The sequence below is a fragment of the Streptomyces sp. NPDC059917 genome (genome assembly GCF_042730635.1).
In the GTDB taxonomy this organism is placed as follows: domain Bacteria; phylum Actinomycetota; class Actinomycetes; order Streptomycetales; family Streptomycetaceae; genus Streptomyces.
In genome coordinates, this window is record NZ_JBHWLC010000013.1 from 20,419 (window position 1) to 37,573 (window position 17,155).

The following is a 17,155-nucleotide window of genomic DNA, read 5'->3' on the forward strand; positions in this document are numbered from 1 at the left end:
CGGGGGTCTCAGAGTTCGGGGATCAGGCGGCCGCGGCGCGAGAGCAGGAAGCGCTTGAACTCGGCCACCGGCGGGGTGTCGGGGTGGCCGTCGAGCCAGGCGAGGCCGATCTCGCGGACCGCGCGCGGAGCGGTGACGGTCAGTTCGACGACGCCGGGGCGGGGTACGGCGGGCGGCGGCAGGAGGGCCACGCCGAGTCCCGCGGCGACCAGGCCGCGCAAGGTCTCTGCCTCTTCGCCCTCGAAGGCGACCCGGGGGGTGAAGCCCGCCTCGGCGCAGAGGTCGTCGGTGATCCGGCGCAGCCCGTAGCCGGATTCCAGGGTGACGAAGGTTTCCTCGGCGGCTTCCGCGAGCCGGATCCGCTTGCGGCCGGCGAGCCGGTGGTCGTCCGGGACGACCAGGCGCAGCCGCTGTTCGTCCAGGCGGCGGGCGACCAGATCGGGGGCGTCCGGCAGCGGGGAGGTCAGGCAGAGGTCGAGCTCGCCGGCGCGCAGCCGCTCCAGCATGGCCTCGCCGTAGTTCTGCACGAGGGAGAAGCGGACCTTGGGGTGGTCGGCGCGGAAGGCGCGGATGAGCCCGGGGACGGTTTCGGGGCCGAGGGTGTGCAGGAAGCCGAAGGCGACCTTGCCGGCCTCGGGGTCGGCGTCGCGCTGGAGGGAGGCGGCGGCGCGGGCGATGCCGTCGAGGGCCTGCTCGGCGGAGGCGAGGAAGGTGCGGCCGGCGGTGGTGAGGGCGACGGTGCGGCCCTTGCGGGCGAACAGGGTGACTCCCAGGTCCCGTTCGAGGCGGACGATCGCCCGCGAGAGGGTGGGTTGCGGCACGCCGAGTTCCTGGGCGGCGCGGGTGACGTGTTCGTGCCGGGCGACGGCGACGAAGTACGCGAGGCGCGGGGCCAGCGAACTTGTCACGCTCATGTCTTCTTCGTAACGAGTCATTGACAGGCGCTCCCCTGAGCTGCACTCATGCGTGGATGAATCGATTATGGCGATTCCACGCATTGGACGCATAAAAAGCAGGGGCCTATTTTCGAGGTATGCCTCCCGCTCATACCGGGGCGTCCACCACCGTGGCCGCCTCCGCCCTGCCGTTCCCCGCTCCGGAGCCCCGCTCCCCCGGCCGCCCCGGCTACCGCCGGATGAGCCTCGCGCTCTTCGCCGCCGGTCTCGCGACCTTCGCCCTCCTCTACTCCACCCAGGCGCTGCTGCCCGCGATCTCCGACGGCTTCGGGGTGACGGCGGGTCAGGCCAGCTGGACGGTGTCCGCGGCCACCGGCGCGCTCGCGCTGTTCGTCCTGCCGCTGAGCGCGCTGTCCGAGCGTTTCGGGCGGACCCGGATGATGACCTGGTCGATGGTGATCGCCGTCGCGGTCGCCCTGCTGGTGCCCTTCGCCCCGAACCTGGAGTGGCTGGTGGTCCTGCGCGCGGTGCAGGGCGCGGCGATCGCGGGCATCCCCGCCTCGGCGATGGCCTACCTGGCCGAGGAGGTCCGGCCGAAGGCGCTGGTCGGGGCGATCGGCCTGTTCGTCGCGGGCAACTCCATCGGCGGGATGAGCGGCCGGCTGGTCACCGGGTGGGCGGCGCAGGCCTGGGGCTGGCGCGCCGGGCTGCTCACCGTCGCCGTGCTGTCGCTGGCCTGCGCGGTGGCCTTCCTGGTGCTGCTGCCCCGGGCGCGGTTCTTCCGCCCGGCGTCGCTGAACCCGCGGGCGGTCGGACGTACCGTCGCCGGGCACCTGCGGGATCCGTTGCTGCTGCGGCTGTACGGGATCGGCGCGCTGTTCATGACCGTCTTCGGGGCGGTGTACACGGTGATCGGCTACCGCCTGGTGGAGGAGCCGTTCTCGCTGGGGCAGGGCGTGATCGGGTCGATCTTCCTGGTGTACCTGGTGGGCACGGTCTCCTCGGCGGCCGCCGGTCAGCTGGTGGCCCGCACCGGGCGCCGGGGCGCGCTCTACCTCGCCGTGACCACGACGGCGCTCGGGCTGCTGCTGTCGCTGTCCGACGCGCTGCCCGCGATCCTGGCGGGGCTGGTGCTGATCACGGCGGGCTTCTTCGCCGGGCACGCCGTGGCCTCGTCCGCGGTGAGCCGGACCGCGCGGACGGGCCGCGCGCAGGCCTCCGCGCTGTACCAGTCGGCGTACTACCTGGGCAGCAGCGCGGGCGGCACGCTCGGCGCGCTGGCCTACCACTCGGGGGGCTGGACGGCGACGGTCGGGCTCGCCCTGCTGGCCGTGGCGGGCGTCGTGTCGATCACCCTGTACGGGTCCCACGCGGCCCGCGCCGAGCGCCGCAGCATGCACCTGGCGGCAGTCGCCCGCTGACCCGCCCGCCCCGCCCGGCCCCCGTCCGGCCGGGGCTCCCCCACCGAAGGCCCCCCGCTGTCCCGGGGGGCCTTCGGCGTGTTCCGGGGGGCTGTTCGGGGGGCTGGGCAGGAACGTTCACTCATGCGCAGTGCGCAGACCTGAGGCTTGGCTTCCCTTTCACCGCACCCTCCCGGCGCGTCACGCTGCTGTGCATGAAGCGATATCCGTGACGGGACCGACCGGGAGGTAGTTCATGACGGGCACGGCGCAAGCCACCGCCGGAATAGACGAGTTGCGCTCGAAGCTCGACCGGATCGACGAGCGGCTCCTTGAGGACTTGAAGGCGCGCATCGGCGTATGTGTCGAGATCGCCCTCGTGAAGAAGGACCAGGGCATTCCCATGATGCAGCCGCACCGCATCGGGCTGGTCCAGGAACGTGCCGCGGCCTTCGGGACCGCTCACGGAATCGACCGGGACTTCCTGCGCGCACTCTATGACCTGGTGATCGAGGAGACCTGCCGGGTCGAGGACTTGGTGATCGGATCATGAGCACTGCACACGCCCCGCAGACCCCGCGGATCCCGCAGGGCGCGCGGCCCCTGCGGACCCTGTTGATCGACAATCACGATTCGTTCACCTACAACCTCTACCAGTTGCTGGGCGAGGTGAACGGCCTCCCGCCGGTCGTCGTCACCAACGAGACCGAGTGGTCGACGCTGTCGATGGACGACTACGACGCGATCGTCATCTCCCCCGGCCCCGGCCGCCCCGAGCGCGCCCGCGACTTCGGCATCAGCGCCCGCGCCATCCTGGAGGGCGGCCTGCCCGTCCTCGGGGTGTGCCTGGGCCACCAGGGCATCTGCCACCTCTTCGGCGGCGAGGTCGGCCACGCGCCGCAGCCCATGCACGGCCGGGTCTCCGAGATCACCCACATCGGCGGGGAGATCTTCGCGGGCATCCCCTCCCCCTATCCGGTGGTGCGCTACCACTCGCTGGCCGCGATCCGGCTGCCCGAGGAGCTGGAGCCGACCGCCTGGACCGAGGACGGCGTCGTGATGGCCGTGCGCCACCGCACCCTGCCCGTCTGGGGGGTGCAGTTCCACCCCGAGTCGATCAGCAGCGGGTACGGGCGCGAACTCCTGGCGAACTTCCGCGACCTGGCCCTGGCCGAGGGCGCGCGCCGCACCGCGGACGCGACCGCGGCAGCGGCCCCGTACGCCGTGCAGGTCCGCAAGGTCGCGATGCTGCCCGACACCGAGGAGGCGTACCGGGAGCTGTTCGCCGGCAACGACCACGGCTTCTGGCTGGACAGCAGCAACGTCACCGAGGGCCTCTCGCGCTTCTCCTTCATGGGCGACGGCACCGGCCCCCTCGCCGAGTACCTCACCTACCAGGTGCTGGAGCACACCGTCCGGGTCCAGCGCCGGGACGGGCGCGACGAGCTCGTCGAGGAGAGCGTCTTCGACTACTTGGAGAAGCAGCTGGCGGGTCGGCACATCGAGGTCCCCGAAGGGCTGCCCTTCGAGTTCAACCTCGGTTACGTCGGCTACCTCGGCTACGAGCTGAAGGCGGACACCGGCGGCCACGGGGCCCACAAGGCCGACACCCCCGACGCGGCGCTCCTGTTCGCGGACCGCATGGTCGCCTTCGACCACGCCGAGGGCGCCACCTACCTGCTCGCGCTGACCCGCGGCGGCGCCACCGAGGCCGACGCGGCCGACTGGCTGGAGCGTACGGGCGCCCGCCTGATGGCGCTGGGGCCGGCTCCCGCCGGGGCCGCGGGCGCCGCCGCGCCGCGCAGCTTCGCCACCACCGGGATGACCGACCCGGCGCTCGCCGACATCATCCGGATGCGGCACGACCGGGCCGGTTACCTGGAGCGGATCGCCGAGATCCACCAGGAGATCCACGACGGCGAGAGCTACGAGGTGTGCCTGACCAACCAGGTCGCCGTCAAGGCGCGCATCGACCCCTTGGAGACCTACGCGGCGCTGCGCCGGATCAGCCCGGTCCCCTACGGCGCGCTCCTCGACTTCCCCGGGGTGTCGGTGCTGAGCGGCTCGCCCGAGCGGTTCATGACCATCGGCACCGACCGCACCGCGGAGTCCAAGCCGATCAAGGGCACCCGGCCGCGCGGGGCCACCCCGGCCGAGGACGAGGCGCTGCGCCAGGACCTGCTCGGCAACGAGAAGGACCAGGCCGAGAACCTGATGATCGTGGACCTGATCCGCAACGACCTCAACATCGTCGCCGAGGTGGGCTCGGTCCACGTGCCCAAGCTGTTCCACGTGGAGACGTACGCCCCGGTGCACCAGCTGGTCTCCACCGTGCGCGGCACGCTGCGCGAGGGCGAGTCCGCGGTCACCGCGGTGCGCGCCGCCTTCCCCGGCGGTTCGATGACGGGCGCGCCCAAGGTGCGCACGATGGAGATCATCGACCGGCTGGAGGAGGGCGCCCGCGGGGTGTACTCCGGTTCGCTCGGCTGGTTCGCGCTCTCCGGGGCCGCCGACCTGAACATCGTCATCCGCACCCTGGTGGCGACCGAGGACCGGGTCACCTTCGGTGTCGGCGGCGCGGTCATCGCGCTCTCGGACGCCGACGAGGAGTTCGAGGAGACGGTCGTGAAGTCCCGTGCCATGGTCCAGGCCGTGGTGGGCACCGCGCTGCACCCGGTCGCGGCGCCCACCGTGCTGGTGACCCCCGCACTGCCCGCGGCCTCCGTGACGCCGCGGTCGTCCGGGAGCGCGGCGTGATCCGCCGCGCGGTCATCGTCGGCGGGCAGGGGGCGGTCGGTCGGCTCTTCACCGAGAAGCTCTTCGGCAGCGGGATCATGATCTGCGTGGTGGACCCGGCGGGTGCCGGGGAACCGGCGGCGGGCGGCGCCCGGCGCATCCACGGGGACATCACCGACATCTCACCGGCGTTGGAGAAGGAGCTGCGGCTCGCCGACGTGGTGATGCTGGCGGTGCCGGAGCCGGTGGCGCTCGCCTCGATCAAGGGGGTGGCGGCCGCGATGCGGCCGGGCACCCTGCTGGTCGACACGCTCTCGGTGAAGCAGCGCGTCGCCGAGGAACTGAGCGCCCACCTCGACGGGGTGGAGGGCCTCGGCCTGAACCCCATGTTCGCCCCGGCCCTCGGCTTCGAGGGCCGGGTGGTGGCCGCGTCGGTGACCTACGACGGGCCGCTCACCACCGAACTGCTGGGCCTGGTCGAGTCCTGGGGGGCCCGGGTCGTCCGGGTCGACGCGGTCGAGCACGACCGGCTGACCGCCGTCTCCCAGGCGCTCACCCACGCCACGGTGCTCTCCTTCGGGCTGGCCCTGCACGGGCTCGGCACCGACAGCGTGGAGGTCGGGCGGATCGCCCCGCCCCCGCACAAGACCCTGGCCTCGCTGCTCGCCCGCGTCTCCTCCGGCACCCCGGAGGTGTACTGGGACGTCCAGGCGGCCAACCCGCAGGCCGCGGGCGCCCGTGCGGCGCTCGCCGAGGCCGCCCGACGGCTCGCCGACACCGTCAAGGACGGGGACGAGGCCGACTTCGCGGCCCTGATGGCCACGGTCCGCGGCGCCCTCGGCGCCGAACTCGACAACTACCGCGAGCTCTGCGCGCGGATCTTCGCCTCGGTCTGATCCCGGACCGCCCCCTCGGTACGCCGTCCGTACCGCGCCCCGCACTGCGTTCAGCACTGCGCCCGACATCCCGTTCCGCATCCCGTTCAGCCATCCGACCGAGAGGCACGAGAGACATGACCGACTCCCGCCCGGGCTTCGCCGAGACCGTCCTCAACCCCGCACAGCGCGCCGCGCTCGCGGCCGACGGAACCGTCGGCGGCGGCAACCTGCTGCGTTCCGCGCTCGCCGCCAGCCCGAGCCCGACGACCCCCTTCGTCCACTCCACCCGACCGATCACGAACCTGGAGGGGGTGGAGCAGTACGACTACAGCCTCGCGGAGATCGACCGGCTCGCCCAGTCCTGGTCCGCCTGGTACCTCAGCCAGGGCGTGCAGCCCAAGGACCGGGTCGCGGTCTGGTTCGAGGACTCCTTCGCCTACTCCGTGCACTTCTACGCGATCGCCCAGATCGGTGCGATAGCCGTCCTCATCAACAGCAAGGCGACCCCGGCGATCGCCGAGTCCCTGATCGAGCAGACCGCCCCGGTCGGTCTGTACGCCGACCGGGCCCGCCTCGACGGTCTCGCCGCGACCAGCACGATCCTGGACGGGCTGGACTGGACCCGCTCCGAGGAGGAGCTGCCGGCGCCCCCGGCGGCGGAGCTGGAGCAGAGCGCGTACTGGAACCACGTGGAGGAGGACCCGGTGGTCATCCTGCACTCCTCCGGGACCACGGGTCGGCCCAAGCCGACGATCCACACCCACAAGACCATCGTGGCGGGCCCGCAGTTCCGGCTGGTCGACTTCAAGGAGAACCCGGGCGCGCTGATGCTCACCGCGCTCCCGCAGTCCCACCTGGGCTGCATCGCCTTCACCGTGTACGCGGTGCTGGCCGGGACCCCGGTCGTCGCGCACAGCGACCGCGACGGCGCCGACCTGGCGGCGACGGTGGCCGCGCACCGGCCCACCGCGGTGATGGCCTTCGCGCACTCCTACGCCGAGCTGGCCTCCCTGGAGAGCGCGGACGGGGCCCTGGACAGCGTCAACTCCTGGGTGTCCATCGGTGACGCCGTCCACCAGGCGCACATCAACAAGGTGCTCTCGCTGCGCTCGCCGGAGCTGGACTCGGCGCAGTTCTTCGACCGGCTCGGCACCACCGAGCTGGGCTGGGGCGTGCTGCTGAAGATCCGCACCCGTGACTCGGAGCGCAACGACCGCTGCGCCGGTCAGCCGGTGGGCGTCGCCGAGGTGGCGATCCTGCGCAAGGACGGCAGCCACGCCGACATCGGCGAGGTGGGCTTCCTGGCCGCGCGCGGCCCGGCCATCACCCCCGGCTACTGGGGCGACTCGGCGACCACCTACCGCTACAAGCTGGCGGGGCACTGGCTGCCGGGCGACATGGCCTACAAGGACGCGAACGGCGACTTCTTCCTGGTGGACCGCGCCGCGGACCAGATCCAGACCGCCCAGGGGCCGGCGTACTCGGTGCTCATGGAGGAGGTCCTGCTCAACGACGTGCCCGCCTTCGAGGACGTCGCGGTGGTCGCGGGCGGCGAGGGCGAGACCATCGTCCCGGTGGCCGTGGTGACCACGAAGGAGGGCGCCGACGACGTCGAGAAGCTGCTGGTGCGCGCCAACGAGGCGCTGGCCGCGGCCGGGCACCCGACGCTGCGGCTGCTGGAAGTCGCCGCCGACGAGGCGGACTTCCCGGTCGGCGTCACCGGCAAGGTGCTCAAGCGCAAGCTGCGCGAGAAGTACGCCGACCTCGGTACCTACCTGCTGGGCGGCGACGGCAAGACCCTCGCGGCGGCGAGCTGAGCGCAACCACATGGGACGGCCCTGTCCCGGGCCGACGAGGGGCGGACCGGGACAGGGCGAGGGGAAGGCAAGCGGAACGGGGCCCGGATCAGGGTCGGGACACGAAGGCCGCGGCCACCGCGAGAGCGGTGTCGTTGGCCTCCGGGGTGCCGATCGTGATCCGGACCCCCTCGCCGGGGAAGGCCCGAACGGCCACCCCGGCTTCCGCGCACGCGGCGCCGAACTCCGCGGCGCGGTCGCCGAGCCCGAGCCACAGGAAGTTGGCCTCGCTGTGTGCGGGCGCCAGGCCCAGGTCGCTGAGGGCGCGCGCCGTGCGCTCGCGCTCCTTGACCAACCCCTCGACGCGGGCCAGCAGTTCGGACTCGGCGGCGAGCGAGGCCACCGCCCCCGCCTGGGCGGCGTTGTTCACCCCGAAGGGCACGGCGGCCGACCGGATCCGCGCGGCGACCGGCTCGTGGGCGACGGCGTAGCCGATCCGCAGGCCCGCGAGGCCGTAGGCCTTGGAGAAGGTGCGCACGACGACCAGGTCCGGGCGGCCGGCCAGCAGGTCGACGCCGTCGGCCGACCGGGGGTCGGTGACGAACTCCCGGTAGGCCTCGTCCAGTACGACGAGCACCCCGGCCGGTATCCGGTCCAGGAACCGCTCCAGGTCGGCGCCGGGGACGGTGGTGCCGGTCGGGTTGTTCGGATTGCAGACGATGACCACGCGGGTGTGTTCCCCGACGGCCGCGGCCATCGCGTCGAGGTCGTGGACGGCGCCGGGGCCGAGCGGGACGCGCACACTGCTGCCGCGGGCGATGTCGGTGAGGTGCGGGTAGGCCTCGAAGGACGGCCAGGCGTACAGGACCTCGTCGGTGTCCGCGCGGACGAAGGACTGGAGGAGGTGCTGGAGCACCCCGACCGAACCGGCGCCGAGGGCGAGTCGCCCGGCGGGGACGCCGAGCCGCTCCGCGAGGCGGTCGGTCAGCTCGGTGGCGGCCCGGTCCGGGTAGCGGTTGGCCCGCCCGGCGGCTTCGGCGAGGGCCTCGGCGACCGAGGGCAGCGGCGGGTAGGGGTTCTCGTTGGCGGCGAGCAGGTGCACGGCGGGTTCCTTTCGGGAAGGGGGTACGGGCGGTCGTGGCGGGTTCGGTCGCGGTCGGGTGGGGCGGGCGCCCTCAGGACCCCTCGTGCTCGGCGAGGCCCATCAGGTAGCCGAGCTGGAAGCGGTGCTGGGCCCCGAACTCGTCGCGCAGGCAGGACACGTGGCCCTGGACCGAGCGCAGGCTGATGCCGAGTCGGCGGGCGATGGCCTTGTCGGAGCGGCCCTCGATGAGCAGCTTGCGGATGGCCCGGCGCAGGTCCGGGATCACCTCGCAGGCGGCGTCCGCGGCGCGGACCGGGCGGAAGGGGTAGGGCTCGGCGCGGTCCCAGGCCTTCTCGAAGACGTCGGCGAGGTAGCCGGTGACGGCCGTGTCGCGGACCAGGACGGCGGAGGTGCGCGCCTGGTCGGCGGGGATGAAGGCCACTTCGCGGTCGATGACGATCATCCGGTCGAAGAGTTCCGGGAGGGTGCGGACCTGCGCGCCGCGGGCCTGTACGCAGCCCACGTACCGCTTGGTGGCCTCGTGGAAGCGCGAGCTGTGCTGGTAGAGGGTGCGCATGGCGACGCCGCGGTCGAGGTGGCCGCGGACGGCTTCGTACGCCTCGTCGAGGGTGGCGTCGGGGCGGGGGCCGTCGGGTTGGGCGGTGAGTATCTCGTGCCGGGCCTCGCGCAGTGCGTCGTGGATGGCCCCGGTTATCTCGGGGCCGCCGTGCAGGTAGGCGATGCCGGCGGCCGGTGCGGGGGCGGGCGGGAACGCCGTGGTGGCGTGCTCGGCGCTCTCGGCGGCGTACCGGGAGAGGGTGCCGAGGGTGTCGGCCATCCGCAGGAGGGTGTCGAGCGGGTCGATCGTGGAGGTGGCTCCCCGGGTGGTGTTCATGGCGTGGCCTCTCGTGACGGAGGAGGAACGGTCCGGTGGGGTGGGGCGGACAACGGGCAGGGCCGCGGGGGGATGCAGCATCCCTCCGCGGCCCTCGGTGCGTCTGTGCTCACTCCCCCGGCTCCGGTGCGGGTGCGGCCGGGGCCGTGCGCAGCGCCAGCAGGGCGAGCACGGTGGCCAGGAGGGAGACGGCGCCGACGGCGTACCAGAAGGAGTGGCCGAAGGCGGCGAACAGCCATCCGCCCGCCACCGGGCCGAGGGCGGAGCCCAGGCCGAAGGCGAAGTGGAAGCTGCCGAGGTAGTGGCTCTTGAGCGGGGTCGGTGCGATCACGGCCGGGTACGAGAAGATCGCCGGCCCGCCGATGATCTCGCCCAGGGTCCAGACGAGGGTGCCGATGACGATGACGGCCGGGCCCATCGGCAGCCCGTACAGGGCGACTCCTGCGCCCAGCAGGGCGAAGGCCAGGCCGATGGTGACCCGTACCGGCCAGTCCTGGGTGACCTTGGTGAGGACCAGCTCGAAGGCGATGACGAGCAGCCCGTTGAGGGACACCGCGACGGTGTACCAGATGAGGCCCAGCCCGGCGGCGGCCACGTCGAGCGGCAGCGTGGAGAGGTACTGGGCGTAGACGGCGGTGTGCAGGACGGTGGCGACGAGGTAGAGGGTGAAGCGGCGGTCGCGCAGGACCGCCAGGTAGCTGCCGGTCGGGGCCGGTTCGTCGGGTCCGGCGGCCGCCCGGCCCGCGGGCAGGGTGCGCCAGGCCAGCAGGGCGAAGGCCAGGGCGATCAGCGCCTCGCCCCAGAACAGCAGGTGGTAGGAGTCGTGGCCGAGCCGGAAGAGGCCGAAGCCGACGAGCGGCGCGGCCATCGCGCCGAGGTTGAGCCCGAAGCGGTACATGGCGAAGACCATGACCTGCCGCTGCGGGCCGGCGAGTTCGGAGAGCAGGGCCGCCGAGGCGGGCCGGAACATCTGGCCGGCGAGACCGGCGAGGACGATCACGGCGAGCAGGGCGGTGTAGTCGCTGAGGTAGAGCAGGGCGGCGGTGAGCGCGGCCGACCCGGCCATGCTGACGGCGGTGGTGTTGCGGGCGCCCAGTCGGGCGGAGAGCGAGCCGCCGACGAGCACGCCGAGGACGGTGCCCGCGCCGTAGCCGCCGAGCGCGAGGGTGGCCTTGCCCGCGGAGTGCCCGAGGGAGGTGAGGTAGAGGACGAGGAAGATGTTGAGGAAGCCGCCGAGCCGGTTGATGAACACCCCGGCGAGGAGGGTCTTCACGGCGAGCGGCGCTTCGCTGAAGGTGGCGCGTACGGTGGCCCGCGCGGCCGGGGGCGCGGCCGCGCGGGTCCCGTCGGCCGGAGCCGGGGCCTCGTGGGCCTCGGCGTCCGGCTGTGGTGCGGTGTGCGTCACGCCCCGGCCACCGCCTCCGGCTCGGGCCCGGCGGGCGAGGTGCGGATGGTGATCGCGGCCCGGACGCGGGCTTCCAGTGCGTCGAGGGCGATGCCGGTGGGGGCGTCGATGAAGAAGTTCGCGACCCGGTCCTCGGAGCTGAGGAGCGGGCCGACCTCGGTGCCCTTCTCCTTCTGGGCGAAGACGGCGCGCAGGGTCGGCGGGTCGTTGGGGCGGCCGACCGGGACCTCGGGCCACAGGTCGCCCTCGCCGGCCCATTCGACGACGGCGCCGGGCCAGTCGACGCTGATCTCGTCGAGGATTCCGGGGTCGTGTTCGAGGTAGACCTGGCGGGCGTGGCGGGCGGGCTTGGGGTACTCCGCGGGCTCGCCGAGGGCGATCTTGATGATCTCCGGCTCCAGCGGGCGGCCGGTGGCCAGGTGGTAGAGGACGGTCAGGCCGTCGCCGGGGGTGCGGGCGGCGATCTCCATCAGGCGGGGGTGGCCGCCGGCGTCCAGGCGCCACTCGGAGTGGGTCATGCCGTCCTTGAAGTCGAGCAGCTTCAGGGTGCAGCGGTTGGCGGCGAGCAGGGTCTTGCGCTCCAGGCCGACCGCGCCGGAGACGGTGTGGGACAGCTCGACGAAGGTGTCGGCGTGGGAGTCGGTGGTCTCCTTGACGGTGACGGACTCGAAGACGACCTTGCCGTGCTGGATCAGGGCCTCGACGGAGAACTCCTGCCCGGGGACCTTCTCCTCGACCAGGATCGTCTCGTGCGCGGGGTAGCCGGCGAGCAGTTCGGTGAGCTGCGCCGCGTCGGTGGCGGTCGCGACGCCGGAGCTGGAGTGCCGGGTGGCGGGCTTGACGACGACGGGGAAGGGCACCGACGAGGGGTCGAAGCCTTCCCGGGCGCCGGGCGGCAGGACCACCGAGGCGGGGTTGAACTCGCCGAGGTGCAGGCGCTGGAGGTACTTGCTGCGGCAGACCCGGCTGGCGCGCAGGCCCGGGCCGGGCAGGCCGAGGGCGTCGGCGATGAGGCCGGTGGGCTCGACGAGGGTCTCGCCGGCCGCGTAGGCGCCGATGATCTCGTACGAGGACTCCCAGGCGCGGACGGCCGCGACGACTCCGGGGGTGAAGGAGCCCTCGCGGTCGACGGAGCCGTCGACGAAGGCGATGTCGGCGATGTCGGCGGCGGGGTGGCCGGGCTCGTTCAGCCCGGCCAGGGCCTGCTCCCGCCACGCGGACGGGGTGATGACGAGGATCTTCAGTCCGCGCGCGGCGAGTTCGGTGAGGTAGCGCGGGGCCCGGCAGATGGCCAGGAAGGATCCGGTGAGGAGGAAGGCCGAGGGTCTCCCCGACAACGGCGGCAGGGTCTCGGTCACGGGTGCGGTGCTCATCGCGCGGGCCTCCACAGGTCGGCGGCCAGGAAGGCCATGTCGAGTGCCTGGCCGCGGTTGAGGCGCGGGTCGCAGGCGGTGGTGTAGTTGCGGTCGAGGTCGTCGAGGGTGACCGGGTCGGTGCCGCCGACGCATTCGGTGACGTGGCTGCCGGTGAGTTCCAGGTGCAGGCCGCCGGGGTGGGTGCCCAGCGAGCGGTGGATCTCGACGAAGGCCCGGATCTCGGCGGTGATGTCGCCGAGGCTGCGGGTCTTGAAGCCGTTGGGCGCGACCTGGGTGTTGCCGTGCATCGGGTCGCAGACCCACAGCACGTTCGCGCCGGCGGCGGTGACCTTCTCGACCAGGCCGGGCAGGACGGCGTGGATGCGGTCGGCGCCCATGCGGGTGATGAAGGTGAGGCGGCCGCTCTCGCGGTCGGGGTCGAGGATGTCGGTGAGGGTGAGGAGTTCGTCCGCGGTGGCGCCGGGGCCGACCTTGACGCCGATGGGGTTGGCGATGGAGGCGGCGAAGGCGACGTGTCCGCCGTCGAGTTGGCGGGTTCGTTCGCCGATCCACACGAGGTGGCCGGAGCCCGCGTAGCGGCGGCCGGTGGCGGGGTCGGTGCGCACGAGCGGGTTCTCGTAGTCGAGGAGCAGGGCCTCGTGGCTGACGTGGAAGGGGGCCCCCGCGGCGGGGTCGGCGAGGCCGTCGGGTCCGATGAGGTCGTCGTCGGCGCCCGGCAGCAGTCGGATGCGTTCCAGGGTGCGGGCGGCGGTGCGGTAGGCGGTCTCCATCCGCCAGGGGTCGGGGGCCCGGTCGGCCGCGGTGAAGCCGAGGCCGTTGACGGAATCGCCGCGGTAGGCGGGGAGTTCGACGCCGCCGCGGGTCTCGGTGGGGCTGGAGCGCGGCTTGGCGTACTGCCCGGCCATCCGGCCCAGCGGTACGACGGGCACGGCGGCGCCGTAGGAGACGATCTCCGCCATCTGGCGCAGGGTGGTGACCGTGCTCTCGGCCTCGCCGAGCGCGCGCGGGCCGAACTCCTCGGCGCAGTGGCCGCCCTGGAGCAGGAGAGCTTCCCCGCGGGCGGCGGCGGCCAGCCGCTCGCGCAGGGCGTCGGCCTCGGAGAGCGGGACGAGGGGTGGTAGTCCGGCGAGCCGGTCGGTGACGGTGGTGAGGGTGTGCGGGTCGGGCCAGTCCGGCTGTTGGGCCGAGTGGAGGGTCCCGCTGGGCGCAGTGATCATCGTGTACTCGCTCCTCGCTTCAGGGCCCGGTCGGTCAACGGACCGGCCACCCCGGTGTATTGGGCGGGTTCCAGCAGGTCGCGCAGGTGCTCCGGGGTGAGGGCTGTGGTGCCCGAGAGGTGTTCGGACAGGAGGTCGGACAGGGTGGTGTACAGCGGGTCGCCGGTGGTGCGGGCGGCGCCCGTGGCTTCGGTGAGCAGGCGGCGGGCCGTCGCCTTGCCCAGGTGCGGGGCGAGGACGGCGGCGATCCGTTCGGTGACGACGGCGCTGCCGGTGAGGGAGAGGTTGGCGTGCATCCGGACGGGGTCGGGGGTGAGGCCTTCGGCGAGTTCGACGGCGGTGCGGGCGGCCCCGCCGGCCAGGCGCAGGCATTCGCGCAGGGCGTGCCATTCGCTGTGCCAGACGCCGGCGGAGCGTTCCTCCTCGGTGACGAGTGCCTGGGCGAGTACGGCGGCCAGCGCGGGGACGGTGAGGGAGGCGGAGCGGATCAGGGTGGCCAGTACGGGGTTGCGCTTGTGCGGCATGGCGGAGGAGGCGCCGCGTCCCGCCGGGGCGGGTTCGGCGGCCTCGGCGGTCTCGGTGCGGACCAGGAGCAGGACGTCGGCGGCGAACTTGCCGAGGGTGCCGGTGGTGTGGGCGAGTACGGCGCCCAGGTCGGCGACCGGGGTGCGCAGCGCGTGCCAGGGCAGCAGGGGCGCGGCGAGGCCGGTCTCGGTGGCGAAGGCGGCGGCGAGCCGGTCGTGGAAGGTGTCGGGGTCGATGCCGTCGCCCGTCGAGGCGGCGGCGATGCGGGCGTACTCCAGGTAGCCGCCGAGGGTTCCGGCGGCTCCGCCGAGGGAGACGGGCAGCCCGCCGTCGAGGAGCAGGTCGATGCGGTGCACGGAGTCGAGCAGCCCGTGCCGCCAGCCCGCCGCCTTGAGCCCGAAGGTGGTGGGTACGGCGTGCAGGGCCAGGGTGCGGCCGGCGATCGCGGTGTCCCGGTGGTCCGCGGCGAGGCGGGCCAGGGCGTCGGCGGTGGCCAGCAGGTCGGCGCGGAGCGGGACCAGGGTGCGGGCGGCGACCAGCATCATGGCGGTGTCGAGGATGTCCTGGCTGGTGGAGCCGCGGTGGACGTACTCGGCGGCGGCCTCGCCGTCCAGGTGTGCGGTGAGGGCGGCGACCAGGCCGACGACGGGGTTGGCGGTCTCGCGGGCGGCGAGGGCCAGGGCCCGTGCGTCGAAGTGTTCGGCGCGGGCGGCGGCGGTGATCGCCTCGGCGGCGTCCGGGGGGACCGTGCCGAGGCGGGCCTGGGCCCGGGCGAGCGCGGCCTCGGCGTCCAGCATCGCCTGGAGCCAGGCGGTGTCGGAGGTCGTGGCCTCGGCCGGGGTGCCGGCCCGTACCGGGGAGAGCAGTCCGACGTCGGTGTCGGCGCCGGTGGCGGGTCCGGGGCGGGGCGCGGTCACGGCCGGGGCTCCGCTGCGGTGCCCGATGCGTTGGCCAGGGGCGCGGTGACCGCGGACAGGGCCAGTGCGGCGTGGGCGATGGCGTCGGAGTCCTCCAGGGTGACCGAGCCGACGCCGGGGCGGATGCCGGCGGCGGTGACCCAGTGGACGGATTCGGTGGGCACGCCGTAGGCGAAGCGGCGGGGGTGCTCGCGGCCCTCGGCGTCGACGAGGCGGTAGGGGCGTTCGGAGACGGCGAGGCCGCCGGTCTCGTACTCGATGCCGCAGGCGCCCATGATCTTGTAGGGGCGGCACTGGCCGCTCTCCAGCAGCTGGACGAGCAGCGCGTCGGTGGTGCGGCGCAGGTCGGGGTGGGGCAGTCGGGCTTCGATGAGGGCGGTGGTGCGGATGTCGGGGGCGTCGACGCCGGTGGCGGTGGCGACGAAGGCGGGTCCGTCCGGGCCGTCCGGGTCGGCCGTGATGCGCAGGCCGGGGCCGGTGAACTCGACGATGCCGGCGGAGGCGAGCGCGATCAGTTCGTCGATGCGCGAGACCGGCGGGCCGATGGAGAGGAAGGCGTTGAGCGGGGTGTACCAGCCTTCGAGTTCGTCGCGGTGCGAGGTGGCTTCTAGGCCGCCGTGGTCGACGGCTATCCGGATCTCGTTGCGCAGGTCGCGCAGGACGTCGAGGGCGGCCTTCAGGGGGCCGCTGACATTGCCCGCGCGGGCCTCGTGGGCGTCGCGCAGCAGGTAGGCGAGCATCCAGCGGCGGAAGTCGTCGCGGCCGGTGAAGCGCAGGTCGCCGTAGGGGCGCGAGAGGCTCTCCCAGTTCCAGCGCTGGCCCTCCTCGACGCCCGCTTCGAGGAGCAGGAGGTCCTCGGCGTCCTCGTCGGGGGCGGCGAGGTAGCGGTCGGTGAAGGAGGCCACGGCGGCGGGGTCTTCGCCACGGGCGGCGAGGAGGCGCTCGTAGTAGACGCTCTGCACCTCCTTCTGGATCAGCGGCCAGATGTGGATGCCGAAGTGGATCCAGTCGCCGTCCTTGGCGGCGGCGCGCATCGCGTCGACGCGGGCGACGGTGAGCAGGCGGGGGGCGTAGCGCCCGTCGGGGCCCTTCTCGTTCTCGCCGCGCGCCTGGTAGGGCAGGCCCCGGCGGGACCCGGCGTACATCTTGGGTTCCAGGCCGGAGGGCCGGTAGACGAGCCGGCCGTCCGCCCGGCGCTCGAAGAAGCCGCCGCGGCCGAGGGTGAACAGCGCCATGTAGTCGAAGAAGTTCAGGCCCAGGCCGCGCAGCAGGACGGGGCGGCCGGGGGTGATGGCGGTGAGGTCGGTGTCGGCGGGGTTGGCCGGGCCGGTGTACGAGAGCCCGTACTCGGTGGCGAAGTCGGCGAGCCGCTGCTCCTCGGGGGTGAGCTTGGCGGGCAGGTGGCCCTGGGCGAGGACGACCGCGGACAGGCCCGACAGTCTCACTCCGTCGGCGAGTTCGACGGACTGGGCGCCGCCGGGGACCTCCGAGTCGTGCAGGGCGATGGCGCGGGTGCGGTGGACCTGGATGTCCACGTGGGCGGGGGCCGCGTCGAGGGCCTCTTCGAAGGCCCACTGGAGGTAGTGGCCGTAGAAGGCGCGGGTGGGGTAGGTGTCGGGGCCCAGCTCGCGGGCCTCGGCGAGGGTCTGGGCGCCGTAGCGCTCCTCGTGGCCGGGGTCGGAGGGGTCCAGGCGGCGGGCCCAGGCGTAGAGGCTGGGGCCCTCCTCGATGGGTCCTTCGATGCGGACGCTGTCGTCGGTGAAGAGGGTGATCTGCGAGGCGACGGTGTTCATCAGCAGGTGGCGGGGCTGCGCGGTGCGCCACACGTTTCCGGCGCCGGGCGGGGCCGGGTCGACGATGTGGACGGTCAGGGCGTCGTGGGCCGGGGACTTGCGCTCCTGGGCGCAGAGCCGTTCGAGGACGGACAAGCCCCGGGGGCCTGCCCCGACAATGCAGATCTGGGCGTGGCTGTGCTGCATGGCTGATCCTTCTGTTCGGGCCGCGGATCACGCGGAGGGGATGTTCCAGCC

The 17,155-nt window shown here is 73.4% G+C and carries 12 protein-coding genes and 1 pseudogene; 5 read left to right on the forward strand and 8 right to left on the reverse strand.

Annotated elements, in window-relative coordinates:
- Positions 1–8 precede the first annotated feature (8 nt).
- Positions 9–935 (reverse strand): LysR family transcriptional regulator, encoded by a 927-nt coding sequence (locus tag ACFWAR_RS10355; RefSeq protein ID WP_385775159.1) that lies wholly within the window; start codon positions 933–935, stop codon positions 9–11.
- A gap of 98 nt (positions 936–1,033) precedes the next feature.
- Here ACFWAR_RS10355 and ACFWAR_RS10360 point away from each other — a divergent pair, with 98 nt between their 5' ends.
- From ACFWAR_RS10360 to ACFWAR_RS10380, 5 genes are all read left to right on the forward strand, one after another.
- Positions 1,034–2,317, forward strand: coding sequence for an MFS transporter (locus tag ACFWAR_RS10360; RefSeq protein WP_385775161.1), 1,284 nt, complete (start codon positions 1,034–1,036; stop codon positions 2,315–2,317).
- 235 nt (positions 2,318–2,552) lie between these two features.
- Positions 2,553–2,849, forward strand: coding sequence for a chorismate mutase family protein (locus ACFWAR_RS10365; protein WP_385775163.1), 297 nt, complete (start codon positions 2,553–2,555; stop codon positions 2,847–2,849).
- Entirely contained in the window at positions 2,846–5,053 is a 2,208-nt protein-coding gene (gene pabB / locus ACFWAR_RS10370; RefSeq protein ID WP_385775165.1) for an aminodeoxychorismate synthase component I, read from the forward strand. The genes ACFWAR_RS10365 and pabB overlap by 4 nt, the downstream gene beginning before the upstream one ends.
- Complete coding sequence (locus ACFWAR_RS10375; RefSeq protein ID WP_354379796.1) at positions 5,050–5,928, forward strand: prephenate dehydrogenase; 879 nt, start codon at positions 5,050–5,052, stop codon at positions 5,926–5,928. The genes pabB and ACFWAR_RS10375 overlap by 4 nt, the downstream gene beginning before the upstream one ends.
- A 116-nt stretch (positions 5,929–6,044) precedes the next feature.
- Positions 6,045–7,727 (forward strand): class I adenylate-forming enzyme family protein, encoded by a 1,683-nt coding sequence (locus tag ACFWAR_RS10380; protein WP_385775168.1) that lies wholly within the window; start codon positions 6,045–6,047, stop codon positions 7,725–7,727.
- An 88-nt stretch (positions 7,728–7,815) separates the two neighbouring features.
- Here ACFWAR_RS10380 and ACFWAR_RS10385 read toward each other — a convergent pair.
- The 7 genes and pseudogenes from ACFWAR_RS10385 to ACFWAR_RS10415 all read right to left on the reverse strand — a co-directional run.
- A pseudogene (locus ACFWAR_RS10385) lies at positions 7,816–8,844 on the reverse strand (histidinol-phosphate transaminase); the annotation flags it as partial.
- Between the two features lie 37 nt (positions 8,845–8,881).
- On the reverse strand, positions 8,882–9,685 hold the full coding sequence (locus ACFWAR_RS10390; RefSeq protein WP_385775171.1) for a LuxR family transcriptional regulator: 804 nt from the start codon (positions 9,683–9,685) through the stop codon (positions 8,882–8,884).
- Positions 9,686–9,794: 109 nt separating this feature from the next.
- On the reverse strand, positions 9,795–11,090 hold the full coding sequence (locus ACFWAR_RS10395) for an MFS transporter (protein WP_385775172.1): 1,296 nt from the start codon (positions 11,088–11,090) through the stop codon (positions 9,795–9,797).
- Positions 11,087–12,463, reverse strand: a complete 1,377-nt coding sequence (locus ACFWAR_RS10400) for an acetyl-CoA carboxylase biotin carboxylase subunit family protein (protein ID WP_385775174.1) — start codon at positions 12,461–12,463, stop codon at positions 11,087–11,089. The genes ACFWAR_RS10395 and ACFWAR_RS10400 overlap by 4 nt, the downstream gene beginning before the upstream one ends.
- Positions 12,460–13,683: a 3-deoxy-7-phosphoheptulonate synthase class II gene (locus tag ACFWAR_RS10405; protein ID WP_385775176.1), complete on the reverse strand. Its 1,224-nt coding sequence runs from the start codon at positions 13,681–13,683 to the stop codon at positions 12,460–12,462. The genes ACFWAR_RS10400 and ACFWAR_RS10405 overlap by 4 nt, the downstream gene beginning before the upstream one ends.
- Positions 13,680–15,125 (reverse strand): lyase family protein, encoded by a 1,446-nt coding sequence (locus ACFWAR_RS10410; RefSeq protein WP_385775178.1) that lies wholly within the window; start codon positions 15,123–15,125, stop codon positions 13,680–13,682. Before ACFWAR_RS10410 ends, ACFWAR_RS10405 begins: the two co-directional genes overlap by 4 nt.
- Complete coding sequence (locus ACFWAR_RS10415; RefSeq protein ID WP_385775180.1) at positions 15,122–17,104, reverse strand: FAD/NAD(P)-binding protein; 1,983 nt, start codon at positions 17,102–17,104, stop codon at positions 15,122–15,124. Before ACFWAR_RS10415 ends, ACFWAR_RS10410 begins: the two co-directional genes overlap by 4 nt.
- Positions 17,105–17,155: the final 51 nt, after the last annotated feature.